General features: G+C 54.8%; 24 protein-coding genes and 2 pseudogenes. 18 read left to right on the top strand and 8 right to left on the bottom strand.

The window, feature by feature from the left end; translation table 11 throughout:
* Window positions 1–51: 51 nt before the first annotated feature.
* Window positions 52–951 (bottom strand): LysR family transcriptional regulator, encoded by a 900-nt coding sequence (locus IB144_RS26525; protein ID WP_149358974.1) that lies wholly within the window; start codon window positions 949–951, stop codon window positions 52–54.
* 98 nt (window positions 952–1,049) lie between these two features.
* On the opposite strand from IB144_RS26525, the gene IB144_RS26530 reads away from it, so the two are divergent.
* The 3 genes and pseudogenes from IB144_RS26530 to IB144_RS26540 form a co-directional block, all read left to right on the top strand.
* Window positions 1,050–1,772 (top strand): SDR family oxidoreductase, encoded by a 723-nt coding sequence (locus IB144_RS26530; RefSeq protein WP_071031578.1) that lies wholly within the window; start codon window positions 1,050–1,052, stop codon window positions 1,770–1,772.
* A gap of 237 nt (window positions 1,773–2,009) precedes the next feature.
* The gene (locus IB144_RS26535; RefSeq protein ID WP_071031576.1) at window positions 2,010–2,231 is read left to right on the top strand and encodes a hypothetical protein; all 222 of its coding nucleotides are present in this window, start codon (window positions 2,010–2,012) and stop codon (window positions 2,229–2,231) included.
* A gap of 121 nt (window positions 2,232–2,352) precedes the next feature.
* Window positions 2,353–2,592: pseudogene (locus IB144_RS26540) on the top strand (Atu4866 domain-containing protein); the annotation flags it as partial.
* Between the two features lie 272 nt (window positions 2,593–2,864).
* Here IB144_RS26540 and IB144_RS26545 read toward each other — a convergent pair.
* On the bottom strand, window positions 2,865–3,833 hold the full coding sequence (locus IB144_RS26545; protein WP_079838441.1) for an IS5 family transposase: 969 nt from the start codon (window positions 3,831–3,833) through the stop codon (window positions 2,865–2,867).
* A 231-nt stretch (window positions 3,834–4,064) separates the two neighbouring features.
* On the opposite strand from IB144_RS26545, the gene IB144_RS26550 reads away from it, so the two are divergent.
* Complete coding sequence (locus IB144_RS26550) at window positions 4,065–6,098, top strand: alpha-amylase (RefSeq protein WP_042944097.1); 2,034 nt, start codon at window positions 4,065–4,067, stop codon at window positions 6,096–6,098.
* Between the two features lie 171 nt (window positions 6,099–6,269).
* A pseudogene (gene avtA, locus IB144_RS26555) lies at window positions 6,270–6,794 on the top strand (valine--pyruvate transaminase); the annotation flags it as partial.
* A gap of 56 nt (window positions 6,795–6,850) precedes the next feature.
* On the opposite strand, the gene IB144_RS26560 reads toward avtA, so the two are convergent.
* The 3 genes from IB144_RS26560 to vapB form a co-directional block, all read right to left on the bottom strand.
* Window positions 6,851–7,819, bottom strand: coding sequence for an IS5 family transposase (locus tag IB144_RS26560; protein ID WP_181578648.1), 969 nt, complete (start codon window positions 7,817–7,819; stop codon window positions 6,851–6,853).
* A gap of 96 nt (window positions 7,820–7,915) precedes the next feature.
* Window positions 7,916–8,332, bottom strand: coding sequence for a PIN domain-containing protein (locus IB144_RS26565; protein ID WP_014386165.1), 417 nt, complete (start codon window positions 8,330–8,332; stop codon window positions 7,916–7,918).
* Complete coding sequence (gene vapB / locus IB144_RS26570) at window positions 8,329–8,559, bottom strand: type II toxin-antitoxin system VapB family antitoxin (protein ID WP_032408893.1); 231 nt, start codon at window positions 8,557–8,559, stop codon at window positions 8,329–8,331. The genes IB144_RS26565 and vapB overlap by 4 nt, the downstream gene beginning before the upstream one ends.
* A gap of 319 nt (window positions 8,560–8,878) precedes the next feature.
* Here vapB and IB144_RS26575 point away from each other — a divergent pair, with 319 nt between their 5' ends.
* The 8 genes from IB144_RS26575 (at window position 8,879) to IB144_RS26610 (ending at window position 15,485) form a co-directional block, all read left to right on the top strand.
* Window positions 8,879–9,313, top strand: coding sequence for a RidA family protein (locus IB144_RS26575; RefSeq protein WP_000103648.1), 435 nt, complete (start codon window positions 8,879–8,881; stop codon window positions 9,311–9,313).
* A gap of 4 nt (window positions 9,314–9,317) precedes the next feature.
* Window positions 9,318–9,992: a DUF1028 domain-containing protein gene (locus tag IB144_RS26580; protein WP_000175734.1), complete on the top strand. Its 675-nt coding sequence runs from the start codon at window positions 9,318–9,320 to the stop codon at window positions 9,990–9,992.
* 15 nt (window positions 9,993–10,007) lie between these two features.
* The gene (argE, locus tag IB144_RS26585; RefSeq protein WP_038807146.1) at window positions 10,008–11,165 is read left to right on the top strand and encodes an acetylornithine deacetylase; all 1,158 of its coding nucleotides are present in this window, start codon (window positions 10,008–10,010) and stop codon (window positions 11,163–11,165) included.
* Window positions 11,166–11,335: 170 nt separating this feature from the next.
* Window positions 11,336–12,484: an ABC transporter ATP-binding protein gene (locus IB144_RS26590; protein WP_075253165.1), complete on the top strand. Its 1,149-nt coding sequence runs from the start codon at window positions 11,336–11,338 to the stop codon at window positions 12,482–12,484.
* An 18-nt stretch (window positions 12,485–12,502) separates the two neighbouring features.
* Window positions 12,503–13,486 carry an NAD(P)H-quinone oxidoreductase gene (locus tag IB144_RS26595; protein ID WP_001471744.1) on the top strand — a complete coding sequence of 328 codons (984 nt, stop codon included), beginning with the start codon at window positions 12,503–12,505 and terminating at the stop codon, window positions 13,484–13,486.
* The gene (locus IB144_RS26600) at window positions 13,483–14,097 is read left to right on the top strand and encodes a glutathione S-transferase N-terminal domain-containing protein (RefSeq protein WP_000983413.1); all 615 of its coding nucleotides are present in this window, start codon (window positions 13,483–13,485) and stop codon (window positions 14,095–14,097) included. Before IB144_RS26595 ends, IB144_RS26600 begins: the two co-directional genes overlap by 4 nt.
* 12 nt (window positions 14,098–14,109) lie before the next feature.
* Entirely contained in the window at window positions 14,110–14,559 is a 450-nt protein-coding gene (locus IB144_RS26605) for a type II 3-dehydroquinate dehydratase (RefSeq protein WP_000082700.1), read from the top strand.
* Complete coding sequence (locus IB144_RS26610) at window positions 14,556–15,485, top strand: glyoxylate/hydroxypyruvate reductase A (protein ID WP_075253167.1); 930 nt, start codon at window positions 14,556–14,558, stop codon at window positions 15,483–15,485. The genes IB144_RS26605 and IB144_RS26610 overlap by 4 nt, the downstream gene beginning before the upstream one ends.
* Window positions 15,486–15,496: 11 nt before the next feature.
* Here the strand turns inward: IB144_RS26610 and IB144_RS26615 are convergent, their stop codons facing one another.
* Window positions 15,497–16,459, bottom strand: a complete 963-nt coding sequence (locus IB144_RS26615) for a LysR family transcriptional regulator (RefSeq protein ID WP_000952529.1) — start codon at window positions 16,457–16,459, stop codon at window positions 15,497–15,499.
* 338 nt (window positions 16,460–16,797) lie between these two features.
* Here IB144_RS26615 and IB144_RS26620 point away from each other — a divergent pair, with 338 nt between their 5' ends.
* From IB144_RS26620 to IB144_RS26640, 5 genes are all read left to right on the top strand, one after another.
* Window positions 16,798–17,829, top strand: a complete 1,032-nt coding sequence (locus IB144_RS26620) for an ABC transporter substrate-binding protein (RefSeq protein WP_001327073.1) — start codon at window positions 16,798–16,800, stop codon at window positions 17,827–17,829.
* A 65-nt stretch (window positions 17,830–17,894) separates the two neighbouring features.
* Complete coding sequence (locus IB144_RS26625; protein ID WP_000197183.1) at window positions 17,895–18,749, top strand: ABC transporter permease; 855 nt, start codon at window positions 17,895–17,897, stop codon at window positions 18,747–18,749.
* Between the two features lies 1 nt (window position 18,750).
* Window positions 18,751–19,569: an ABC transporter permease gene (locus IB144_RS26630; protein WP_014386171.1), complete on the top strand. Its 819-nt coding sequence runs from the start codon at window positions 18,751–18,753 to the stop codon at window positions 19,567–19,569.
* A gap of 130 nt (window positions 19,570–19,699) precedes the next feature.
* Complete coding sequence (locus tag IB144_RS26635) at window positions 19,700–20,950, top strand: NAD(P)/FAD-dependent oxidoreductase (RefSeq protein ID WP_149358963.1); 1,251 nt, start codon at window positions 19,700–19,702, stop codon at window positions 20,948–20,950.
* Window positions 20,951–20,988: 38 nt separating this feature from the next.
* Window positions 20,989–22,188 carry an alpha-hydroxy acid oxidase gene (locus IB144_RS26640; RefSeq protein ID WP_165381873.1) on the top strand — a complete coding sequence of 400 codons (1,200 nt, stop codon included), beginning with the start codon at window positions 20,989–20,991 and terminating at the stop codon, window positions 22,186–22,188.
* A gap of 43 nt (window positions 22,189–22,231) precedes the next feature.
* Here IB144_RS26640 and IB144_RS26645 read toward each other — a convergent pair whose 3' ends face one another.
* Both IB144_RS26645 and IB144_RS26650 read right to left on the bottom strand, forming a co-directional pair.
* A complete protein-coding gene (locus IB144_RS26645; RefSeq protein WP_149358964.1) occupies window positions 22,232–22,435 on the bottom strand; it encodes a helix-turn-helix domain-containing protein in 204 nt (67 codons plus the stop codon).
* A gap of 48 nt (window positions 22,436–22,483) precedes the next feature.
* On the bottom strand, window positions 22,484–23,830 hold the full coding sequence (locus IB144_RS26650; protein ID WP_149358965.1) for an ISNCY family transposase: 1,347 nt from the start codon (window positions 23,828–23,830) through the stop codon (window positions 22,484–22,486).
* Between the last annotated feature and the right edge of the window lie 23 nt (window positions 23,831–23,853).

The following is a 23,853-nucleotide window of genomic DNA, read 5'->3' on the forward strand; positions in this document are numbered from 1 at the left end:
AGTCAGTCCTCAGAAAACTGGTTTACGTTACAAAGTATTTAGCGCTTACCATTAAGCATACGGTTGCCGCCATTGCCTGACATGTTCGATTAGGGCGCGTAGTTTTGGCGCTATATTCCGGCGTTGAGGAAAATACAGATAAAAGCCAGGAAAATGGGGAAGAAAATCATCAAGCATTGAAACAAGTTGACCATTTTCAATATACGGCCTGAATGTTTCCTCAGGGGCAAATGTTATACCTCCACCGGCAAGAGCCAGCCTCAGCATGAGACGCAGGTCATTAGTTGTTATTCGCGGTTCTACCGCCACGTCGAAAGCTCTCCCGTTCTCCTCAAATTCCCAGCGATAAGGAGCAACATCCGGGGAAGGACGCCAGCCGATACACTGATGATACACAAGCTCACGCGGGTGAAGAGGGGCGCTATTAGCTGTGAGATAGGATGGGGACGCAACCACCATTTCACGTTGCTTTTCTGTAAGCGGGACGGCAATCATATCCTTCTCGATCACATCTCCGAGCCTTACGCCAGCATCATAACCAGCGGCCACAATATCAAATTCCTCATCTGTCACGACAATGTCGATCGTCACGGCTGGATTAGCAGCCGCAAACGAGGCGATCAGCGGACCTGAAAGAAACTCTTCAGCTATGGAGGTTACCGCGATCCTCAGAAGTCCACGTGGCGTACTGTCGGATGCAATCTCTTCGAACGCAGCTTCAATGCTGGATAAAGGTAATGACAGGGATGTACGCAGTTGTTCTCCCGCTTCAGTCAGGTTTACTGAACGTGTTGTCCGCATTACCAGCATTGTGCCGAAAGCATCCTCAAGCCGCCTTATTCCCTGACTAACCGCCGAGCGTGTAACTCCCAGCCGGGCTGCGGCTGTGGTGAAATTACGTTCTTCAGCAACCGCAATAAAAACAGGTAAAAGATTGAGATCAATTTTCATTGTTTAGCTCTGCTAACTACTGAGTCCAGTGAAAGCAGGATACTGGAACTAATCACAAAGTTCTATCATCTCTCTGAACTCAACTGAAGGAGCACATCATGGATAAAGTTATATTAATTACCGGCGCGTCAAGTGGCATTGGGGAAGGTATTGCCAGAGAGCTTGGAAATGCAGGCGCGAAGGTACTATTAGGGGCACGCAGACTGGATCGTATCGAAGCCATAGCCGCAGAAATCCGCAGCACCGGCGGTATTACTGAAGCGCGGGAGCTGGATGTCACAAACCGACTGTCCATGGCTCAGTTTGTGCAGTCAGCGCTTGATACGTGGGGGCGTGTTGACGTTCTGATTAACAATGCGGGCATCATGCCACTTTCGCCGCTTGCGGCCGGTAAACAGGATGAATGGGAACGTACGATTGACGTTAACATCAAGGGCGTGCTGTGGGGGATTGGGGCTGTGCTTCCAGTGATGGAAGCTCAGGGTTCTGGTCAGATAATCAACCTTGGCTCTATCGGTGCCCTTTCAGTTGTGCCTACAGCCGCCGTCTATTGCGCCTCTAAGTTCGCAGTACGCGCTATTTCCGATGGTTTACGGCAGGAAAGCTCGAAAATCCGCGTGACCTGCGTTAATCCCGGCGTTGTAGAAAGTGAACTCGCCTCAACCATCACCCATGCGGAAACCATGGCGGTGATGGATGCATACCGTTCTGTTGCACTTAAACCCGCTGATATTGCCCGTGCCGTACGACATGTCATTGAGGCTCCGGAAAGCGTTGATACAACAGAAATAACCATCAGACCGACAGCATCCGCAAACTGAAGCGTATGACAGCGGGACGAAGTAAGTATCTGCGATCATTATTTATTTAATGCCTCTGGAATAAGAACTGCTGATGACATGATAAATTGCATGACAATTTTTAATTCATTACGTCATTCTTAACCGACAGTAACACTGTATTAATTACAAAAACCAAACTGGCACTGGGAATAAATTTAAATTATTTTATTCCCACTTTTTAAAAATCATCTCTTATCCATTGACAGGAAAATCACTATGAATAATATCCATCGCTTGACTGTAGCAACAATTCTCTTTTTATCATCTTTCAGCACTATGGCCCAGATTGTTACGGCAGTCGATTCAACCATCGAGGGCGCTGAGAAAAAAATTCTCACACTGGCAACTAAAGAGGGGAAATCATATGAAATTCTTGGGGCTTCTTTTAAAAACAGGGTTTATATGACGGCAGAGTTAACCCCTGTTAATAAAAAATAACAATCTCATATGCGCTTGGGATTTCTCTTGACCGGAATTGCTCAAAATGAGTCGTGAAACCACACGCTAATACAACAATTTATCTCTGATACGCATACATGACATCAGGAAACACATGAAAAAACAGCATACTTATACAGGCCTCTGGATTACCGAAGATGGGTACATTCGCCATGAGCTTTTACCAAATGGGCGTTACAATGAAGCACGAGGCGCAAAATACAATGCTTATCAGGGCGACTACGACATTCGTGAAAACAGGATCTACTATCAGGACGATACCGGTTTTACAGCTGATGGAACTTTTGTCAGTAATGACGAGCTTCATCACGCGGGAATGGTGCTTTTCCGCCGCAAATAAATAATATACTATCTATAAAAAATACCGACATAAATTTTAATCATCAGAATGCATTTTATCAACTAGCAAATACTATTACTTGGCAATGGATTGCCTGTCAAATAGCGATCCTTTTTAAAGGCGCTGAATGACACTATAAATACTTATTTATAATTCTTAGATTGCCGTTATATAAATTACTCAAAGCTGTAAGAGTTATCTCAGTAGGTGGATTTAGGCTTTGTTGAATAAATCAGATTTCGGGTAAGTCTCCCCCGTAGCGGGTTGTGTTTTCAGGCAATACGCACGCTTTCAGGCATACCTGCTTTCGTCATTTTGTTCAGCGCTCGTACCAGGGCCATAGCCTCCGCAACCTGACCATCGTAGTCACGCAGCGTCAGTGAACCCCCGAACAGCTGTTTTACCCGGTACATCGCCGTTTCCGCTATCGAGCGACGGTTGTAATCTGTTGTCCATTTCCACCGCGCATTACTCCCGGTCATTCGCTGATTAGCCACTGCACGGTTACGGTCTGCATATTCACCGGGCCAGTAACCCGCACCTTTTCGGGGTGGGATAAGCGCGCTGATTTTCTTACGCCGCAGTTCATCGTGACAGAGCCGGGTGTCGTAAGCGCCGTCTGCCGATGCTGCCCTGATTTTTCTGTGAGTCTGCCGGATAAGACCCGGGAAGGCTTCTGAGTCCGTCACATTGTTCAGCGACAGGTCAGCGCAGATGATTTCATGTGTTTTACTGTCAACGGCGAGATGCAGCTTACGCCAGATACGGCGGCGTTCCTGGCCATGCTTTTTGACTTTCCACTCGCCTTCACCGAAGACCTTCAGCCCGGTGGAATCAATCACCAGATGCGCGATTTCACCCCGGGTGAACGTTTTGAAACTGACATTAACCGACTTTGCGCGCTTGCTGACACTGGTGTAATCCGGGCAGCGCAACGGAACATTCATCAGTGTAAAAATGGAATCAATAAAACCCTGTGCAGCCCGCAGGGTCAACCTGAACACGCGTTTAATGACCAGCACAGTCGTGATGGCAAGGTCAGAATAGCGCTGAGGTCTGCCTCGTGAAGAAGGTGTTGCTGACTCATACCAGGCCTGAATAGCTTCATCATCCAGCCAGAAAGTTATGGAGCCACGGTTGATGAGGGCTTTATTGTAGGTGGGCCAGTTGGTGATTTTGAACTTTTGCTTTGCCACGGAACGGTCTGCGTTGTCGGGAAGATACGTGATCTGATCCTTCAACTCAGCAAAAGTTCGATTTATTCAACAAAGCCATTCCGAATTGCTGTCATCTGAAATCGGTTTCTGCGGCGCATCGCCAGCGCGAAAATGCGAGCTTCGTCTCATTTTTAGCCTATTTTTTGAGCGGTGTCACTCACCCCTTTTCATCCTCCTGGTAAAACGCGCGTCAGGATGAGTTCACCCGCGCGGCGACAAGGCACACTAGATAAAAACCGCTCACAGGATCTCGCAATGAAACTCGCTGCGCTTGCCACGTTATTCGTGCCTGGGATGGCCTTTGCCGCCTGGACTACCACCGACTTTCCTGCTTTTACCGAAGAAGGGACCGGCCGATTCATCAGCCAGAAAGTGGTTGAGAAGGGTACACGTCCCCTGCAGCTAAATTTTGACCAGCAGTGCTGGCAGCCTTCCGGCGGCATTAAGCTCAACCAGATGCTCTCCATGGAACCCTGTCGCGGCACGCCGCCGCAATGGCGCATCTTCCGCCAGGGCCTGTATACCCTGGAGGTGGATACCCGCTCCGGCACGCCGACGATGATGATTTCGCTGGAGGAAAAAGAGGCCAGCGCCGCAGCGCCGCAGATCCGCCAGTGTCCGAAGTGGGATGGAAAACCTCTGACCATCGACGTTAGCAAAACCTTCGCCGAGGGCAGTAAGGTTCGCGATTTTTACAGCGGCAATGTCGCGACTGTCAGCGGCGGCAAAATCACTCTGCAGCCCGCCTTCGGCAGCAATGGCCTGCTGCTGCTTGAGCGTGCCGAGACCGCCGCCCCGGCGCCGTTTGACTGGCACAATGCCACCGTCTACTTCGTCCTGACCGATCGCTTCGTAAACGGTAACCCGGCCAACGACAACAGCTATGGTCGTCATAAAGACGGCATGCAGGAGATCGGCACCTTCCACGGCGGCGACCTGCAGGGATTAACCAGCAAGCTGGATTATCTGCAGCAGATGGGAGTTAACGCCCTGTGGATCAGCTCCCCGCTCGAGCAGATCCACGGCTGGGTCGGCGGCGGCACGAAGGGCGATTTCCCTCACTACGCTTATCACGGCTATTACACCCAGGACTGGTCGAAACTGGACGCCAACATGGGGACCGAAGCGGATCTCCGCCGACTGGTGGATGAAGCGCATAAGCGCGGAATACGTATTCTGTTCGACGTGGTGATGAACCATGCCGGTTACGCTACCCTGGCCGACATGCAGGAGTTCCAGTTCGGCTCCCTGTATCTGCAAGGAGATGAGCTGAAAAAAACTCTCGGCGAGCGCTGGACGGACTGGAAGCCGGGCGCGGGACAGACCTGGCACAGCTTTAACGACTATATCAACTTCAGCGACAAAGCCGGGTGGGAGAAATGGTGGGGTAAGAAGTGGATCCGCACCAATATCGGCGATTACGACAATCCGGGCTATGACGATCTCACCATGTCGCTGGCCTTACTGCCGGACCTGAAAACCGAATCGAAGGAGGTCTCAGGCCTGCCGAACTTCTATAGCCATAAACCAGACACCGCAGCGAAAGCGATCCCGGGCTATACGCCGCGCGACTATCTGACACACTGGCTGAGCCAGTGGGTACGTGACTACGGCATCGATGGCTTCCGCGTCGATACCGCCAAACATGTGGAGATGGACGCCTGGCAGCAGTTAAAAACCCAGGCCACCGCCGCGCTGGCGGAGTGGAAGAAAGCCAATCCGGATAAAGCGCTGGATGCGGCGCCGTTCTGGATGACTGGCGAAGCCTGGGGACATGGAGTGATGCAGAGCGATTATTATCGCCACGGTTTTGATGCGATGATCAATTTCGACTACCAGGACCAGGCGGCGAAAGCGGCGACCTGTATGGCCAATATTGACCTCACCTGGCAGCAAATGGCGGACAAGCTGCAGAGCTTTAACGTCCTGAGCTACCTCTCCTCGCACGATACGCGGCTGTTCCGCGAAGGCGGCACCACTGCGGCGGAGCTGTTGCTGCTGGCCCCTGGCGCCGTGCAGATTTTCTATGGCGACGAATCATCGCGCCCGTTCGGCCCCACCGGCTCGGACCCGCTGCAGGGTACCCGCTCGGAGATGAACTGGCAGGATGTCAACGGCAAGGCGGCCCGCAGCGTTACCCACTGGCAGAAGATCGGCCAGTTCCGCGCTCGCCATCCGGCAATCGGCATGGGCAAACAGACAACGCTGTCGATGTCGCGTGGTTACGGGTTCGTGCGTGAGAGCGGTGAAGACAAAGTGATGGTCATCTGGGCCGGACAGCAGCAGTAATCCACATGTGGCTCTCCGCCCTGGCGGGGAGCCACCATTCAGCACGAAATGCTAACAAAATAGTAATATACAGGATAAAGATAAAAAGCCGCCTCCTCCCGCCGATTTGCACCACGCCAGCGCTGGCATTATGGTTAGCCACTTTCCAGAACCACCGATAGACTATTCGCGATGACATTTTCACTTTTCGGCGACAAATTCACCCGTCATTCAGGCATCACCCGCTTGATGGAAGACCTTAATGACGGTCTGCGCACGCCGGGCGCTATTATGCTGGGCGGCGGCAACCCCGCTCAGATCCCGGAAATGAATGACTACTTCCAGCAGCTGCTGGCCGACATGCTGGATAATGGCAAAGCCCTTGATGCGCTTTGTAATTATGATGGTCCACAGGGCAAAAGCGAGCTGCTGGCTCTGCTGGCGAACATGCTGCGCGACGAGCTGGGCTGGGAGATCGAACCACAGAATATTGCGCTAACTAACGGCAGTCAGAGCGCATTTTTCTACTTATTTAATCTGTTTGCAGGCCGTCGGGCAGATGGCACCACCCGTAAGGTACTGTTCCCACTGACGCCGGAATATATCGGCTACGCCGATGCCGGTCTGGAAGAGGATCTGTTCGTTGCCACCCGGCCGAACATCGAACTGCTGCCGGAAGGCCAGTTTAAGTACCATGTTGATTTTGAGCATCTGCAGGGCTTTGTTGAATAAATCAGATTTCGGGTAAGTCTCCCCCGTAGCGGGTTGTGTTTTCAGGCAATACGCACGCTTTCAGGCATACCTGCTTTCGTCATTTTGTTCAGCGCTCGTACCAGGGCCATAGCCTCCGCAACCTGACCATCGTAGTCACGTAGCGTCAGTGAACCCCCGAACAGCTGTTTTACCCGGTACATCGCCGTTTCCGCTATCGAGCGACGGTTGTAATCTGTTGTCCATTTCCACCGCGCATTACTCCCGGTCATTCGCTGATTAGCCACTGCACGGTTACGGTCTGCATATTCACCGGGCCAGTAACCCGCACCTTTTCGGGGAGGGATAAGCGCGCTGATTTTCTTACGCCGCAGTTCATCGTGACAGAGCCGGGTGTCGTAAGCGCCGTCTGCCGATGCTGCCCTGATTTTTCTGTGAGTCTGCCGGATAAGACCCGGGAAGGCTTCTGAGTCCGTCACATTGTTCAGCGACAGGTCTGCACAGACAACTTCATGTGTGTTGCTGTCAACAGCAAGATGCAACTTTCGCCAGATACGACGGCGCTCTTTGCCGTGCTTTCTGACTTTCCATTCGCCTTCACCAAAGACCTTCAGCCCGGTGGAATCAATCACCAGATGCGCGATTTCACCTCGGGTGAACGTTTTGAAACTGACATTAACCGACTTTGCGCGCTTGCTGACACTGGTGTAATCCGGGCAGCGCAACGGAACGTTCATCAGGGCAAAAATGGAATCAATAAAACCCTGTGCAGCCCGCAGGGTCAACCTGAACACGCGTTTAATGACCAGAACGGTGGTGATGGCGAGATCAGAATAGCGCTGAGGTCTTCCCCGTGATGAAGGCGTTGCCGACTCATACCAGGCCTGAATAGCTTCATCATCCAGCCAGAAAGTTATGGAGCCACGGTTGATGAGGGCTTTATTGTAGGTGGGCCAGTTGGTGATTTTGAACTTTTGCTTTGCCACGGAACGGTCTGCGTTGTCGGGAAGATGCGTGATCTGATCCTTCAACTCAGCAAAAGTTCGATTTATTCAACAAAGCCCATTTATACTCTTTAAAGTGATTCGAATGAAGTCTCGCTTCAGTACAAGCCTTCAGGCAGGATTTTATTGCACCCAGTCTTCAAACGTCAGACCAGCGACTCGCTCAAATTCACGCGTATTATTCGTCACCAGGATGGCGCCAGCGGCAATGGCATGTCCAGCAATGGCTGTGTCGTTTGGGCCGATTGGCGTGCCGGCAGCCGCTAGCGTGGCCTTAACCTCTGTTGTAGCGTCAACTGCGGCCCGATCCCAAGCCAGTATGGCATCAAGGCGCGCACAGAATGCGTCCACCAGCTGCACATGACGGGGCGAAGCCCTTTTACCGATGGCACCAAAACGCATTTCGGCATAGGTGATGGCTGACACCACTATCCGGTGACGGCGCAACACCGCTTGCTCCAGGCGTTTCAGCACCGCTTCCGGTTGTTCGCGCATGATATAAGAGCAGATATTAGTATCCAGCATGTAGGTTTTGGTCATAGCTCAAAACGTCCCTCGTCACTAACAACATTTTCACGCTCCGCCATAAAATCTGCGTCAGCTTTTTCCTCCTGGCGGAACGAACTCCAACTGGGTTTTACCGGCCGCAGGATGAGGGTATCGCCCTCGCGGATGATTTCCAGTTCGTTCACGCCGTCAAAGTCCAGATCGCGGGGCAGACGGATGGCCCGGTTATTACCGTTCCTGAATACAGATACAGTTCGCATGATTACTCCTCTGGTCGTCACTCCGACGCTGTGCCGATACCGGCGATTTATGTAAAGTACCGTGAGCGCTTTGCATATGCTGAGTATATGTCAGGCAAAAACGTAAGTATAGGGCTGACATATGTGCATGATAAACGTCCAGCGCTGTCGCATTTAGCAGTACCTGTGGGGGCATTAAATCGCTGGGCATAATCCACTAACGTTTAGTGTCCAGATTCGTCTTCGAATTTTCTAAACTAACGCCTCGGATTATGCTGTTTTGTTTGTTTCGCCTGAGAATGTATACCTTGCGGGGAATCCCTTTTCTTAGCAGGCAGACATGAGCACACATACCCGCATTCGCAAATTCAATACCAAAGACACTTACCCCAACCAGTCGCTGGATAACGATCTTTGCCAGGCGGTTCGCGCAGGCAATACCGTTTATGTTCGCGGTCAGATTGGCACTGACTTCGAAGGCAATCTGGTAGGGCTTGGCGATCCGGCCGCGCAGGCCGAGCAGGCGATGAAAAACGTTAAACAGTTGCTGGAAGAGGCGGGCAGCGATCTGTCACATATCGTTAAAACCACCACCTATATTATTGACCCCCGCTACCGCGAGCCGGTTTATCAGGTGGTCGGCAAATGGCTCAAGGGCGTGTTTCCTATTTCAACAGGGCTGGTGATTTCCGGGCTCGGTCAGCCGCAATGGCTGATGGAAATTGATGTTATCGCCGTGATTCCGGACGACTGGCAGCCCAAGGTGGGAGAATAGCATCATGACGTTATCCATTATTGGACGTTGCTCGAAAACCGGCCAGATGGGCATCGCCATCAGTTCCTCCAGCATCGCTGTGGGCGCGCGCTGCCCCTGGCTGCGCAGCAAAGTCGGCGCGGTATCGACCCAAAACATCACCTTACCGGCGCTGGGGCCGCGCATTCTTGACAGGCTGCAGCAGGGCGCTACCGCCGAAACCGCGCTTAAAGCCGGGCTGGACACCGATGATTATGCCGCCTGGCGCCAGGTCACCGTGATGACAACGGATGGACAAAGCGCGTTCTATAGCGGCGAGAAGACGCTGGGCGTCAACAACGCGCTGAGCGGAGAGAACTGCGTGGCCGCGGGCAATCTGCTGGCGAATCCCGATGTGATTGCCGCGATGGTGCAGGCCTTCGAACAACGGTCGGGACACCTTGCCGACAGGCTCATTGCCGCGATGCAGGCAGGCATGAGCGCAGGGGGAGAAGCGGGCCCGGTGCATTCGGCGGCGCTGTCGATTGTGGATTCTCCCGTCTGGCCGATTGTTGATTTACGCGTCGACTGGACCGACGCCGACCCCATCGATGAACTCAACAAACTCTGGCAAGCCTATCAGCCGCAGATGCAGGACTATATCACGCGCGCGCTCGACCCCACTCAGGCGCCGAGCTACGGCGTGCCGGGCGACGAGTAACCGCAAGGAGAGATGATGATTACCAGTCGCACACTGCTTGAGCGCCTAGTGGCGTTTGACACCACCAGTCGCGAATCCAACCTGGCGCTGATCGATTTTGTCTGGCACTACCTGACCGACCTGGGTGTCAACTGCGAGCTGATCCACAACGCCGGGCGCAGCAAAGCCAATCTTTATGCGCGGCTTGGCCCGGCCGGAAGCGGCGGCATACTGCTCTCAGGCCACAGCGATGTGGTGCCGGTGGACGGGCAGAACTGGAGCGTACCGCCTTTTGCCTTGTCAGAGCGAGACGGCAAGCTGTACGGCCGCGGCACAGCGGACATGAAAGGCTTTATCGCCTGCATGCTGGCGGCAGTGCCGCATTTTCTTGCGCAGCCGCTCGCACAGCCGCTGCATCTGGCGATTTCTTATGACGAAGAGGTAGGCTGTCTTGGCGTGCGTACTTTGCTGGATGTGCTGGCCAGTCGCCCGGAAAAGCCCGATCTCTGCCTGATAGGCGAGCCTACCGAACTGCAGCCGGTGCTCGGTCACAAAGGCAAGCTTGCCGTGCGCTGCGAAGTGCAGGGCGCGGCCTGCCATTCCGCCTACGCGCCGCAGGGCGTTAACGCCATCCAATATGCCGCGAAGCTGATCCACCGCCTGACGGCTATCGGCGAGGTGTTCGCCGCGCCGGAACGCCAGGATACGCGTTTTGATCCGCCGTTCACCACAGTGCAAACCGGCCTGATTCAGGGCGGGCGGGCGCTGAATATTGTGCCTGCCGAATGCACATTTGACTTTGAAGTTCGCACGCTGCCGCAGGATGATGCGCAGCAGGTGGCGGAGGAGCTGGAACGCTACGCGCAGCGCGAACTCCTGCCGCAAATGCGCGCCGTGAACAGCGACACCGAGATCCGCTTTTATCCCCTCAGCAGCTATCCCGGTTTGTACACCGCCGCGCAAAGCGCCGCCGCGCAGCTGCTCGCCCATCTCACCGGCTCTGAGGCGTTCAGCACCGTGGCCTTCGGCACCGAAGGCGGCTTGTTTCATCAGGCCGGCATCCCCAGCGTGATATGCGGGCCGGGCAGTATGGCGCAGGGCCACAAACCGGATGAGTTCATCACAATCGAACAACTGGATGCATGCGACGCCATGCTGCGCCGCCTTGCCGGATGGATGAGTCTGAAGGCGTAAAACCCCATTCTGCCAACGTCGCGGGCGGTCCCGGACCGTCCGTACGCCGCGTCGTCTCTTTCTCTGCTTTAACTTTTCCAAACGCCAGCTTCAGGAAGCACTAACCGCGTAACGCGCGTTTAAGCCGTATGCTGGTGGCAAGCATTTGACAGCTCGTTTCTGGAGATTCCATGGTAAGTGCAGAAGTCACCACATTTCCGCAGCCCGCAAGGCTGCATCCCGCCGAGAACAAAGCCAATGTTGCCGTGCGGCTTGATGGCGTACTGAAACGCTTTGGCGACGCCATCGCGTTACATAAAATTTCCCTTACCATTGAGGAAGGAGAGTTTATTACGCTGCTCGGCCCGTCCGGCTGCGGCAAGACGACGCTGCTGAATCTGATGGCGGGTTTCGCCGAAGCGGATGGCGGCGAAATCTTTATTGATGGCGAACTGGTCACTGAGATCCCGCCATACCAGCGTGAAATCGGTATTGTGTTCCAGAACTACGCGCTGTTTCCGCATATGACGGTCGAGAAGAACGTGGGCTACGGCCTGCGTATGCGCGGCGTGCCAAAAGCTGAAATCGTCGAGCGCGTCGAACAGGCGCTGGCGCTGGTGAAACTGGCTGGTTACGGTCATCGCAAGCCGCGTGAACTCTCGGGGGGGCAGCAGCAGCGCGTGGCGCTGGCGCGCGCGCTGGTGATCCGCCCCAAAGTGCTGCTGCTGGATGAACCTTTCTCGGCACTGGATAAAAATCTGCGCCTGTCGATGCAGGTTGAGCTGAAAGCGATTCAGCGCAAGCTGGGCGTCACCACTGTGTTTGTGACCCACGATCAGGGCGAAGCGCTGAGCATGAGCGATCGCGTGGTGGTGATGTCGGCGGGACATGTGCGCCAGATAGACACGCCGGATGAAATCTATCGTCGTCCGCAGGATGCGTTTGTCGCGAGCTTTGTCGGCGATGTGAACATCGTGCCGGGGCGCTACGCCGGTCGCGACGGCGCGGCGGTGCTGGAGCTGGGTGGCAATGAGTTGCGTCTGCCGGCGGACCGCGTGCATGCCGACATTGGCGAACGCCTTGACGTTTACATGCGCCCGGAAAACATCCAACTGGCGCCGCTTGGCCCGCGTTCGCTGTTCAGCGCTACGGTAATCACCCATGTCTTCCAGGGCGATCATGTGGATGTGCATCTTGATGTACCCGCGCTCGGCAACGCCTCGCTGTTTGCGCGCCAGTCGGGACTCGATTCGCTGTCGCGCTGGCCGGTGGGCAGCCTTGTCGGGGTAAGCGTGGATGATGAAGGCGTTTGCGCGTTCAGCGCGGCGAAGCAGGGATAAAGACCGATGATACCTGAGATGATGAATGCGGTCATTGCGCGCCAGCCGGGCGGCCCTGAGGTGTTAGAACAAGTACAGCGCGCGGTGCCGCAGCCTTCGGCGGGCGAAGTGCTGATTCGCGTCGCCAACGCGGGGGTGAATCGTCCCGATATCATGCAACGCAACGGCATGCCGCTGCCGCCAGGCATCACCGATGTGCTGGGGCTGGAGGTCTCCGGCACCGTTGTGGCGCAGGGTGCGGGCGTTGAATCTCCCGCTATCGGCGCGCCGGTGATGGCGCTGCTCAACGGCGGCGGTTACGCCGACTATTGCGTGGCGCGCGCCGAGCTCTGTTTATCCGTGCCGAAAAACCTGCCGCTCGCGCAGGCGGCGGGCGTGCCGGAAGCGGCGTTTACCGTGTGGCATAACCTGTTCGAGCTGGGGCGTATGCAACCGGGTGAAAGCGTGCTGATTCACGGCGCGGCCAGTGGTGTGGGTACGTTCGCCATTCAGTGCGCGCAGGCATGCGGGGCGCGAGTGATAGCCACGGCGGGCGGCACAGATAAGATCAGGGCGCTGCGACAGCTTGGCGTAGGGCGCGCCATTGATCGTCACAGCGAAGATTTCGTCGCGGTTATCCTTGAAGAAACCCAGGGACGCGGCGTGGATATAGTACTGGATAATGTCGGCGGCGATTATGTGGCGAGCAACCTGAGCATACTGGCGCCTGGTGGACGTCATGTCAGCCTGTCATTTATGCAGGGCGCAAAAATTGAACTCGATTTGCAGCTGGTGATGCGCAAAGGGCTGAGCCTGACCTCTTCAACGCTGCGGCCAAAGAGCCCCGTCGAGAAAATGCGACTGGCGCAGCGCATCAGCCGCCATCTGCTGCCGCTGATCGCCGCGGGTAAAATCACGCCGATCCTTCATCAAACCTTACCGTTAGCACAAGCTGCGGACGCGCATCGCATTCTTGAAGCCAATACCAACATCGGCAAAGTGCTGCTGCAGGTGGCGCCATGATGCAACTTTATTTTGCCGCCACCTCTGCCTATGTACGAAAAGTGATGGTATGCGCGACGGTGCTTGGCCTTGCTGATGAGATTGAACCGCTGGATTCCGCCGCGCATCCGATCGAGCGCGACGAACGCATCGCCACGTTTAACCCGCTGGCCAAAGTCCCGGCACTGCGCACCGAAAGCGGGCTATGCCTTTACGACAGTCGGGTCATTTGCGAATACCTCAACGCGCGTGCCCGCGGCGGGCTCTTCCCGGAAGGCGGCGACGTGCGCTGGGGCAGCCTGGCAAGACAGGCGCTGGGCGATGGGATAATCGATGCGGCATTGCTGGCGCGCTACGAATTCAGCACGCGTCCGCCGGAGAAACAGTGGCAAAACTGGGCGGACGCGCAGCTGAAAAAGGTTGCCGCCGCGCTGCTGGAGATTGAGCGTCAGGTCAGTGATTTTAGCGACCGCCCCAATGATATTGGGCTTATCGCCATCGGATGCGCGCTCGGTTATCTCGACTTCCGCTTTGCGGAACTCAACTGGCGCGCCAGCCATCCGCTGACCGCCGCATGGTTCGCCGCTTTTGATGCGCACCCGGCCATGGTCGCCACGCGTCCGCACGTTTAATCAGGAGCTTGCATGTCGCAGCAAATCTATTTTCTCAACGGTCCTAACGCCAACCTGTACGGACTGGATAAAAACGGCGCTTACGGCAGCGAAAGTTTTGTCAGCATCGGCGAGCGCTGTCAACGTCGCGCCGAATCGCATGGCGTAGTGCTGCACTTTCGCCAGAGCAACCACGAAGGGGTGCTGGTCGACTGGATTCAGGAAGCGCGCCAGAACGCGGCCGGATTGATAATCAACGCTGCGGGACTGACCTACCGTTCAGTGCCGATTCTGGATGCGCTGCTGATGTTTGACGGCCCGATCATCGAAGCGCATATGAGCAACATCTGGAAGCGCGAGCCGTTCCGTCATCACTCTATGGTGTCGAAAGCGGCGACCGGTGTGATCGCCGGACTGGGCGCGCTGGGTTACGAACTGGCGATTGACGCGGTGGTCAACCTGATGGAGACACCTGCCGCATGAGCACGTTAGTGTTTTACAGCGAATTCGACAGTTTCGAAGAGTGGTCTGCCTTGCTTGCACCTTACTTGCCCGGCGTGACGATTTGCCGCGCCGAAACGGTGCAAAAACCTGATGAGGTGCACTATGCACTGGCATGGAAACCGCCGCGCGGCTTCTTTGCGCCGTACCGCAATCTCAGGCTGTTGGTCAATCTTGGCGCGGGCGTCGATTCGCTGGTCGGGCGCGACGACCTGCCGGATATTCCCATTATTCGTCTGTCCGATCCGGATATGGCGCGCATGATGGCCAGCTATGTGCTTTTTGCTGTGCTGCGTTACGCACGCGACATCCCGGCTTTTGAGCGCGCGCAGCGTGAACGACGCTGGCGCTATCTGCATCCGCGCGCACCTGCCGGCATCCGCGTCGGCGTGCTGGGGTTAGGGGAGTTAGGCGCGTATGCGGCGCGTGAACTGGCGCGTCAGGGCTTCGATGTGCGCGGCTGGTCGCGTTCGAAAAAAGAGATTGCAGGTATTCGATGCAGCTGCGGGCTGGCCTCACTGGATGATTTTCTCAGCCAGAGCGACATTCTGGTGGTGATGCTGCCTCTGACGCCGCACACGACCAGCTTGCTCAGCGCGGAACGGCTGGCGCGCCTGCCTCAGGGCGCGGCGTTCATCAATGTATCGCGCGGCGCGATTGTCGATCAGGCGGCGCTGACGGACGCGCTGCGTTCAGGGCAGATTGCTGAAGCCACGCTGGATGTATTCGATCGCGAACCGCTGCCGCCGCACGACCCGCTGTGGCAGATGGACAATGTGCTGATCACGCCGCATCTGGCCTCGGTCGCCATTCCCACCAGCGCCGCGCGGCAGGTCGCTGAAAACATCCAGCGCGCCGCGCGCGGCGAACCGGTGACTAATCAGGTGTTCCCGGAGCGTGGCTATTAAACTGTCTGCCGTCACGCCACCCGCACCACCTGCGGATCGAAATAGCTCGGCGCCGCCATGCCAGGAATATACTGGTCTGAGATAAACATACGGCAGCGTTCGGCGAAGGCGTTAACCACCATGGAGTGCTGTGTGTTGGCGACGGTGGCATAACCGAGTTGCATTGGCTTATTCACCCCGGCCAGCCGCACGCGAATCAGGCGTTTTCCGTCCTGGGAGAAATGCGCTTTCGGCCGTACGTTGGCGATGCCAAATCCCACGCCGTTAGCCACCATCGCACGCACCACTTCCATATTGCTGGAGCGCATGACAACATTCGGCGCGACGCCCGCCTCGCTAAACAGGCCAAGGAAATATTCACGGCTCCATGGCATATCCAGCAGAACCATGGGCATCGCTACCAGATCCTCAATCGTCACTGCCGATTGTGTCGCGAGCGGATGATGTTCGCCCACCATCACATACGGCGGCAACTGCGCCAGCGATGTGAAGGCGATATCATTGGCTGGCACTAGATCGTAGGTCAGGGCGATATCGATATCAGCGGACCGCAGCTGTTTCAGCAACTGTTCATGGTTGCCCTCCACCAGCGTGATCCGCACGCCCGGAAAAGCACGGCCAAAACCAAAAACAAGTTCTGGCGTCAACATGGGTGCCAGGGTATCCAGACAGCCCACACGCAACGGGCCACGCACATTGTTCAGCGATTCCGATGCAATGGTATAGAGATTCGACATCTGTTCCAGAATCAGCTTCGCCTCTTTTAACACTTGATGACCGATAGAGGTCAGCGACACGCCCTGAGCATGGTGGCGCACAAATAGCTGTACGCCCAGTTCAGATTCGATGTGGGTGATGGCGGCAGAGATTGACGGCGATGAAACATGAATACGTTCCGACGCGCCAATAATGCTGCCAGCTTCACCGGATGCGACAAAATATTCCAGCTGACGCTGGGTGATGCGACTGAGCATGCAGGTTCTCCTGGGAGTGCTGGCGCGATCGTGTCGCGCCAGTCATTCTAATAGTGGCAGTTATCCTGCATTTATCATGCCAAAAGCCAAATCACAGCATATTCACCTGCCTGAGCCGCAGCTTTTATTGTCCTTACCATTGGTTAAGAAAATCCGTCGCAACGCCGCGCTTTTTTAGCGTCAGAAATCCTGATGCAACGGCGAGGAAAAGGCTGTTTTACCGAATCTGCTCGCAGCGGCATTATCGATTTCACACCAGGGAATACCGTTTGCACCGTTTTTGGCGCGCCGGATTTCAGATTGCTACAACAGCCATTTCATGCATTGGGGACGAGAATATGTTGCGTAAGATTTGTGCCTTAACGTTGTTGACCACGAGCGTGCTGTGCGCAGGTAATGCAATGGCCGCTGACAAGCTGATTGTCAGCACCTGGGGCGGCAGCTTCAGGGATTTGATTGACGAAACTATCGCCAAAGAGTTCACCAAAGAAACCGGCGTGGAAGTGCAGTTTGTTACGGGCGGCACCATCGACCGTCTGAACAAAGCCAAACTGGCGGGCGGCTCGCCGGAGACGGACGTGACCTTTACCACGGCGCATGTGGGCTATCTGTATGCCAATAGCGGCCTGTTTGAAAAACTCGATATGAGCAAAATCCCGAACGCGACGAATCTGGTGCAGCAGGCGAAAGTCAGCCCTTTTCACCTCGGCGTGTGGGGCTATGTTTACACCATCGGCTACCGTCCTGACATGGTGCCGAAGGGCGAAACGTTTGAGAGCTGGAATGATCTGTGGAAACCAGAGCTAAAAGGCACGCTGGCGCTGCCAGACTGGGATCCGAGCCATATTATCGCAGTTTCCGCCAAGCTCTCCGGCACCGATGCGGCGCACTGGGAGCAGGGTCAGGCGAAGCTGAAAGCGCTTATCCCCAACATCAAATCTTTCTATACCGATGACGCTAACAGCCAGCAGCTGATCTCCACTGGCGAAACGCCCGTGCAGGTCATGCTGTCGATGAACGCCTATAACATGATTTCCGAAGGGGTGAACATCAAACTGGCGATGCCGAAAGAGGGCGCGATTTTGGGCGTCGATACAATCGGCATCAACAAAGGCACCAAACATAGCGAGCTCGCTTACAAGTTTATGAATATTGCCCTGAAACCTGAAATTCAGGAGCAGGTGGCGAAGATCTATCGAGGCAGCCCGACTGTGACCAACGCGCATATCGATCCAGAACTGGCGAAACTGCCGGGTATGCTGACTACGCCTGAGCAGTGGAACGCCACCATCAATACTGATCCGAAACTACGCGCCGAGAAAACCGCCGAGTGGCGTCAGTGGTTCTCTGAAAACATCATGTCTCATTGATTTATCGGGCGACTCTCGGGCCGCTCCGTTACTACTGGCAACACATTATTCAGGCAGCAACGTCTATGACGAGAAAACCGACATTTTTACCCTGGTTTATTATTCCCGCCACGCTGACCGCGTTCGGACTGGTTGTCGCCATGTGCGCGGTAATGCAGTTCAGCGTACGCGCCTATATTCCCGGTTCGCTCGACGTGGGCGGATTCACCCTGGCGAACTTCAACGGCCTGTTTAAATCCATCTATGCCGATGCCTTTATCAACACCGTCTGGCTGAGCGCCAAAACTGCTGTCTTTGGCCTGCTGATGAGTTATCCGCTGGCTTATGCGCTGGTGCGAACCCGCACCGTGTGGATCAAATCCGCGATTCTGATAATCGCGATTACGCCGCTGTTTCTCGGCGAAGTAGTGCGTACCTACTCATGGATTATCGTACTGGGCAACAGTGGCTTTCTGAACAGCCTGCTGCTGGCGCTGGGAGTCATATCAAAACCCATTCAGTTTATGTTTACGCAAACTGGCGTGGTTGTGGCACTGGTGCACGTCACTATGCCGATCATGGTTCTGATGCTGGCGACCGCGCTGTCACATATCAGTCCTGATTATGAAAAAGCTGCCACCAGCCTTGGCGCAGGCCCGATCCGCGCCCTGCTGACAGTGACAATACCACTCTCCATCCCCGGTATCGTCTCCAGTCTGACCACCGCGTTCGCCTGGACCTTCAGCGCCTTCGCCACGCCGCAACTGATTGGCGGTGGACGCGTGAGCACCGTGGCGACAATGGTCTATCAGCTTGGTTTTTCGTCGATGAACTTCCCGTTTGCCGCTGCGCTGAGTATTGCCGGTTTGATCCTGACCATTCTGTTGTTGATGGCGCTGAAACGCATGACCCGATTCCTGCACGCGATGGGAGGGCATTAAGATGACCCGTTCGATGAACGATAAACTGGTGACGCTGGCGGGCCGCCTGCTGGTCGCTGCTATACTGATTTTTGTAATGCTACCGACCATCGTGGTGTTTATCTCCTCGTTCAGCAGCACATCAGTGCTGTTCTTTCCTCCGAAAGGCTGGTCGCTGCGCTGGTTTGAACGCGCGGTGAGCTACGATGATTTCCGTCACGGTTTCTCGTCAGGGCTGATTGTCACCGCATGGGCGTCATCGCTGGCAGTTATCATCGGCGCCACACTGGCAATTGCCATTGAGCGCTATTCGTTTCCGTGTAAGCAGATTCTGGAAGGGATCCTGCTTTCACCGCTGTTCATTCCGCACTTCACCATTGGGTTGGGTATGCTGATGCTGGTATCACAGCTCAACCTCGGGCGCGGTTACCCGCTGGTAATTTTCTGCCATATCGTACTGGTGCTGCCGTTTGTGTTGCGCAGCGTCTATGTGTCGCTGAAAAATCTCGAGCAGCGCATTGAGCTGGCGGCGGCTAGTCTCGGTGCCTCGCCGCTGCGGGTAGTGTGGACAATCACCGTGCCGCTGATTTTACCAGGCCTGTTTGGCGGATGGCTTTTTGCCGCGATCCTCTCTTTTAACGAATTTACTGCCTCGCTGTTTATTACCACACAGGCAACACAGACGTTACCAGTGGCAATGTATAACTATGTACGTGAATTTGCAGACCCGACACTCGCGGCCCTGTCGGTTATATATATTGTCGTGACAGCAACGATGTTAATTATCGCCAATAAGTTTTTAGGCCTCGGGAAAGTTTTAAACGTCGAAGCCAGACATTAATAAATAGTGATGCAATGCGCTTTGGATTTTCCGAAGCGCTGCATTTTAACAGCCTGATTATCATTAATACGACACCCGATTACGCTTAGCGATGAAAATATCGAGGGTCGCTTATATCCAGGGGTTCAATATGTCAGTCGAAAAGATTAATACTGTGATTGTCGGCGCGGGTCAGGCCGGTATTGCTATGAGTGAACATCTGGCGCAGATGGGCGTGCCTCACGTCGTCCTGGAACGCAGCCGCATCGCTGAGCGCTGGCGCTCCGAGCGCTGGGATTCGCTTGTGGCGAACGGGCCAGCCTGGCATGATCGCTTCCCGTCGCTAAAATTCGATAATATCTCTCAGGAAGCCTTCCCGCCGAAAGAGCGCATGGCACAGTATTTTGAAGACTATGCGAAGATGCTTGATGCGCCAGTGCGCACCGGGGTCGAAGTGCATCAAGTTGTGCGGTTGCTCGGACGTAGCGGATTCAAAGTAGTGACCTCAGCCGGCGAATTTGAGGCCGACAATGTAGTGGCCGCTACCGGCCCGTTCCAGAAGCCCTCCTTTCCGCAAATCGTGCCGGAAACCACAGGATTGCAGCAAATTCACTCCTCAGCCTATAAAAATCCGCAGCAGCTGCCTGCGGGCGGCGTATTGGTGGTAGGAGCAGGAGCTTCAGGCACGCAAATTGCGGAAGAGCTACGTAAGTCGGGCCGTGAGGTTTATCTGTCGGTCGGCGAACATTACCGTCCGCCACGCGCTTACCGCAACAGAGATTATTGCTGGTGGCTCGGCGCGCTTGGTCTGTGGGATGAAGTCAAAATCAAGCCGAAGAAAGAGCATGTGGCATTTGCGGTAAGCGGCTATGAAGGTGGCAAAACCGTGGATTTCCGGCGTCTGGCGCATATGGGCATTACGCTGGTGGGCATTACGAAAAGCTGGGATAACGGCGTGCTGAGTTTTGCCGAGGGGCTCGCGGAGAATATCGCTGAAGGCGATAAAGCCTACTTTGACGTGCTGCGCGACGCCGATGCTTACATTGAACGCAACGGGCTGGATCTGCCACCGGAGCCGCAGGCGTGGGAGCTACTGCCGGATCCGGAATGTCTGCTCCATCCGCTGACGCAATTAGATATTGCCGAAGCGGGCATTACCTCGATTATTTGGGCGACGGGCTTTAAATTTGATTTCAGTTGGTTACAGGTTGATGCATTCGATGAAAAAGGCCTGCCGTTTCATAAACGCGGTATTTCTGCTGAACGCGGCATTTATTTCCTCGGCCTGCCGAATCTGGTAAACCGTGCGTCATCATTTATATATGGCGTATGGCATGACGCTAAATATATTGCCGACCACATCGCATTGCAGAACGCTTATACCGACTACGTTAAATCGTAATTTCCCCAGCGGCTCGTTTCATTATACCAGTGGCTAAGATGATAGTATTTAGCCACTTTTACTGGATAACCGGTGTGACTATTACCTGTATTGAAGAGTTACGGCAACTTGCGCGTAAGCGCGTGCCGAAAATGTTTTACGATTATGTGGATGCAGGCTCCTGGACTGAATACAGCTATCGTGCCAACGAAGCGGATTTGCGCCGCCTGGAGTTTCGCCAGCGCGTGGCAGTCGATATCGCCGGGCGCAGCACCGCCACAGTGATGCTCGGGCAGGCCGTGACGATGCCAATGGCAATTGCGCCCACCGGTTTAACCGGCATGATTCATCCCGACGGCGAGATCCTTGCTGCGCGTGCGGCGAAACGGTTTGGCATTCCCTTTACACTATCAACCATGAGTATTTGCTCGATGGAAACGGTGGCGCAGGCAACGGATTATCATCCATTTTGGTTCCAGCTTTATGTCATGCGTGATCGCCACTTTGTCGAGAATCTTATCGATCGTGCAAAAGCCGTGAACTGCGGAGCGCTGGTTGTCACTATGGACTTGCAGGTGTTTGGCCAGCGCCATAAAGACATCAAAAATGGCCTGTCTACGCCACCTAAAATGACGCTGCGCAACCTTTTGGACATCGCTGTCAAACCGCGCTGGTGTCGTAATATGCTCGCCACGCGTAACCGTAACTTTGGCAATATCATCGGCCACGCAAGCGGCGTTGATAATATCGATGCGATGGTTGAGTGGACAGCCCAGCAGTTCGACCCGCGTCTTTCCTGGCAGGATATTGAGTGGATTAAACAGCGATGGGGCGGCAAGCTGATCGTTAAAGGTATTATGGATGTAGAAGATGCGCGACTGGCGGTAGCGGCGGGGGCAGATGCCTTGATTGTCTCCAATCACGGCGGGCGTCAACTGGATGGCGTGTCGTCATCGATTACTCTGTTACCGGAGATAGTCTCGGCAGTAGGCGATCGGATTGAAGTGCATTTTGATGGCGGTATTCGTTCCGGGCAGGACGTGCTGAAGGCAATTGCGCTGGGAGCGAAAGGGACTTATATCGGGCGCAGCATGCTGTATGGATTAGGGGCGCTTGGGGAAGAGGGTGTAACGATGGCGCTTAATATTATTCGTAATGAATTCGATTTATCGATGGCATTTTGCGGCAAGACCAATGTTGCTGCGGTTGATGCAAGCATCCTGCGGGGTAATGTATTTTCGGCGCAGCACAATACTTGAAGGGATAGGGTTGTTCGGACGTAAGTTCTCAGCTGTCTCATGGTTATTCGTAATCACGGCGCCGGCTGACCAGACCAGCTGGCCCCAGCTCACGATAGCGTTTAATCAGGCGGGAGCACTGACGACGGGTGAGCTCCATGGATTCCGCCACTTCTGCCAGCGTAATTTCCCGCGCCACATAGGCCTCAATCAAATCCAGGCGCAACGCTTCATGTAATGTCAGAAGCACTGGTTTTTTGTCGTCCATTTTTCTCTCATCATTCAGCCGTGTCAGATCTGCAGGTGAGGGAAGGGCTCATCGCTTCAGGCTGGGGACAAAATCCTGCGGGCTGGCCAGCACCGGATTGATCGCCCTTAGCTCTTCCAGTACGCGCTCCTGGGCACGCCTGCGGGGCATTTTTTTGCTGCGCATTCGCTTTCCTTCAGCCTCCAGCTCGTCCTGTTTCTGCTGCGCCAGTTTCAAAACGGCACCCAGTCGTTTGTTGTCAACAACCGCACCCTGATCAACGCAGGCGAGTTTATCGAAAATCTTATAGCCCAGTGGCCGGTGCAGATGCCGGAAAGCAATGCTTCCGTCAGGGTAATCATAAACGGTAATTTTTTCACCTGCTATGCGCGAATTTTGTTCAGTGGGTTCAATGATATACATCACTTTATCATACTGAAAAGTCAGTGATTTCGATAAGGTCCGCAGCTCCTGCCAGGCGAAGATATCATTCAGCTCCAGTGGACTCTGTGTGACCGGACGGTGCAGATCTTTAGGGTATTTTGCCGGCCGGGAGAAACGACGGTTAAAATCGGACATGAAATGTTCAATCCACTGATTGGCTTCAGCAACCGAGCTGATGTTCTGCAGGCGCATCTCTTTAATCAGGCGATCCTGGAGCGTTTTATTTACCCGTTCCTCGCGACCTTTTGCCTGGCTGCTGTTGGCACAAATCAATTCGATCGCCAGTTCCCGGAGAGCCCGTCCGAACTGGGTTGTGCCGGTACGTCGGCTTTCCGGTCCGCTGACCCTGAACACCGCATGCTTGTCGCTGTAAAATGCGACAGGTTTACCATGTTTATCAATGTATTGCCGGGTAGCCATCATGTAGTCAAACGCGTTTTCTGAATCACAGAATCGCAGGTGCATCAGGCGACCGGTGGCATCATCCATGAAGACCAGAAGACAGCATTTTGGGGCTCTGCCTTCGAACCAGTCATGGTGAGAGCCATCGATCTGAACCAGTTCGCCGAGACAGTCGCGACGATAGCGTGGCTGGTAAACCCGGGTTCGCCGGCGGGAATGAGGACGCCAGAGACCGTCGGCTGTCATCCAGTTACGGACGGTTTCAACAGAGAGATGAATATGATGGCGTTCAGCCAGTTTTTCGGTTGCGAGCGTTGGGCCAAAATCTGAATAGTGGCACCGGATCAAATCCAGGGCTTTACAGCGTGTTTCTTCATCGATCCGGTTGTTTGCAGGACGTCCACGGCGGGAAGATGCAAACGCGGTTGCGCCATCTGTCCGGTACAGGCGCACAAGACGCTGCACCTGACGAACACTGAGTTCAAGAATATCTGCAGCGTCGCGCTGAAGCAAAGCCCGGTCAAATACTCGCTGAATGATGCCAAGCCGGTAAAGTTCTTTGTCTGTCATAGTCACCAACATAAGATCGCGGT

Origin of the sequence: Klebsiella sp. K4, from assembly GCF_014596785.2 — a bacterium.
In the GTDB taxonomy this organism is placed as follows: Bacteria; Pseudomonadota; Gammaproteobacteria; order Enterobacterales; family Enterobacteriaceae; genus Klebsiella; species Klebsiella pneumoniae.

Excerpts from the sequence above, each read along its gene's own strand:
- IB144_RS26535 (WP_071031576.1), top strand. The coding sequence starts at position 2,010 with ATGAATAATATCCATCGCTTGACTGTAGCAACAATTCTCTTTTTATCA.
- IB144_RS26565 (WP_014386165.1), bottom strand. The coding sequence starts at position 8,332 with ATGACCAAAACCTACATGCTGGATACTAATATCTGCTCTTATATCATG.
- IB144_RS26610 (WP_075253167.1), top strand. The coding sequence starts at position 14,556 with ATGAGCACGTTAGTGTTTTACAGCGAATTCGACAGTTTCGAAGAGTGG.
- IB144_RS26525 (WP_149358974.1), bottom strand. The coding sequence starts at position 951 with ATGAAAATTGATCTCAATCTTTTACCTGTTTTTATTGCGGTTGCTGAA.
- IB144_RS26595 (WP_001471744.1), top strand. The coding sequence starts at position 12,503 with ATGATGAATGCGGTCATTGCGCGCCAGCCGGGCGGCCCTGAGGTGTTA.
- IB144_RS26600 (WP_000983413.1), top strand. The coding sequence starts at position 13,483 with ATGATGCAACTTTATTTTGCCGCCACCTCTGCCTATGTACGAAAAGTG.
- IB144_RS26580 (WP_000175734.1), top strand. The coding sequence starts at position 9,318 with ATGACGTTATCCATTATTGGACGTTGCTCGAAAACCGGCCAGATGGGC.
- argE (WP_038807146.1), top strand. The coding sequence starts at position 10,008 with ATGATTACCAGTCGCACACTGCTTGAGCGCCTAGTGGCGTTTGACACC.
- IB144_RS26620 (WP_001327073.1), top strand. The coding sequence starts at position 16,798 with ATGTTGCGTAAGATTTGTGCCTTAACGTTGTTGACCACGAGCGTGCTG.
- IB144_RS26590 (WP_075253165.1), top strand. The coding sequence starts at position 11,336 with ATGGTAAGTGCAGAAGTCACCACATTTCCGCAGCCCGCAAGGCTGCAT.
- IB144_RS26605 (WP_000082700.1), top strand. The coding sequence starts at position 14,110 with ATGTCGCAGCAAATCTATTTTCTCAACGGTCCTAACGCCAACCTGTAC.
- IB144_RS26635 (WP_149358963.1), top strand. The coding sequence starts at position 19,700 with ATGTCAGTCGAAAAGATTAATACTGTGATTGTCGGCGCGGGTCAGGCC.
- IB144_RS26530 (WP_071031578.1), top strand. The coding sequence starts at position 1,050 with ATGGATAAAGTTATATTAATTACCGGCGCGTCAAGTGGCATTGGGGAA.
- IB144_RS26630 (WP_014386171.1), top strand. The coding sequence starts at position 18,751 with ATGACCCGTTCGATGAACGATAAACTGGTGACGCTGGCGGGCCGCCTG.
- IB144_RS26625 (WP_000197183.1), top strand. The coding sequence starts at position 17,895 with ATGACGAGAAAACCGACATTTTTACCCTGGTTTATTATTCCCGCCACG.
- IB144_RS26615 (WP_000952529.1), bottom strand. The coding sequence starts at position 16,459 with ATGCTCAGTCGCATCACCCAGCGTCAGCTGGAATATTTTGTCGCATCC.
- IB144_RS26550 (WP_042944097.1), top strand. The coding sequence starts at position 4,065 with ATGAAACTCGCTGCGCTTGCCACGTTATTCGTGCCTGGGATGGCCTTT.
- IB144_RS26575 (WP_000103648.1), top strand. The coding sequence starts at position 8,879 with ATGAGCACACATACCCGCATTCGCAAATTCAATACCAAAGACACTTAC.
- IB144_RS26640 (WP_165381873.1), top strand. The coding sequence starts at position 20,989 with ATGATAGTATTTAGCCACTTTTACTGGATAACCGGTGTGACTATTACC.
- IB144_RS26650 (WP_149358965.1), bottom strand. The coding sequence starts at position 23,830 with ATGACAGACAAAGAACTTTACCGGCTTGGCATCATTCAGCGAGTATTT.
- vapB (WP_032408893.1), bottom strand. The coding sequence starts at position 8,559 with ATGCGAACTGTATCTGTATTCAGGAACGGTAATAACCGGGCCATCCGT.
- IB144_RS26645 (WP_149358964.1), bottom strand. The coding sequence starts at position 22,435 with ATGGACGACAAAAAACCAGTGCTTCTGACATTACATGAAGCGTTGCGC.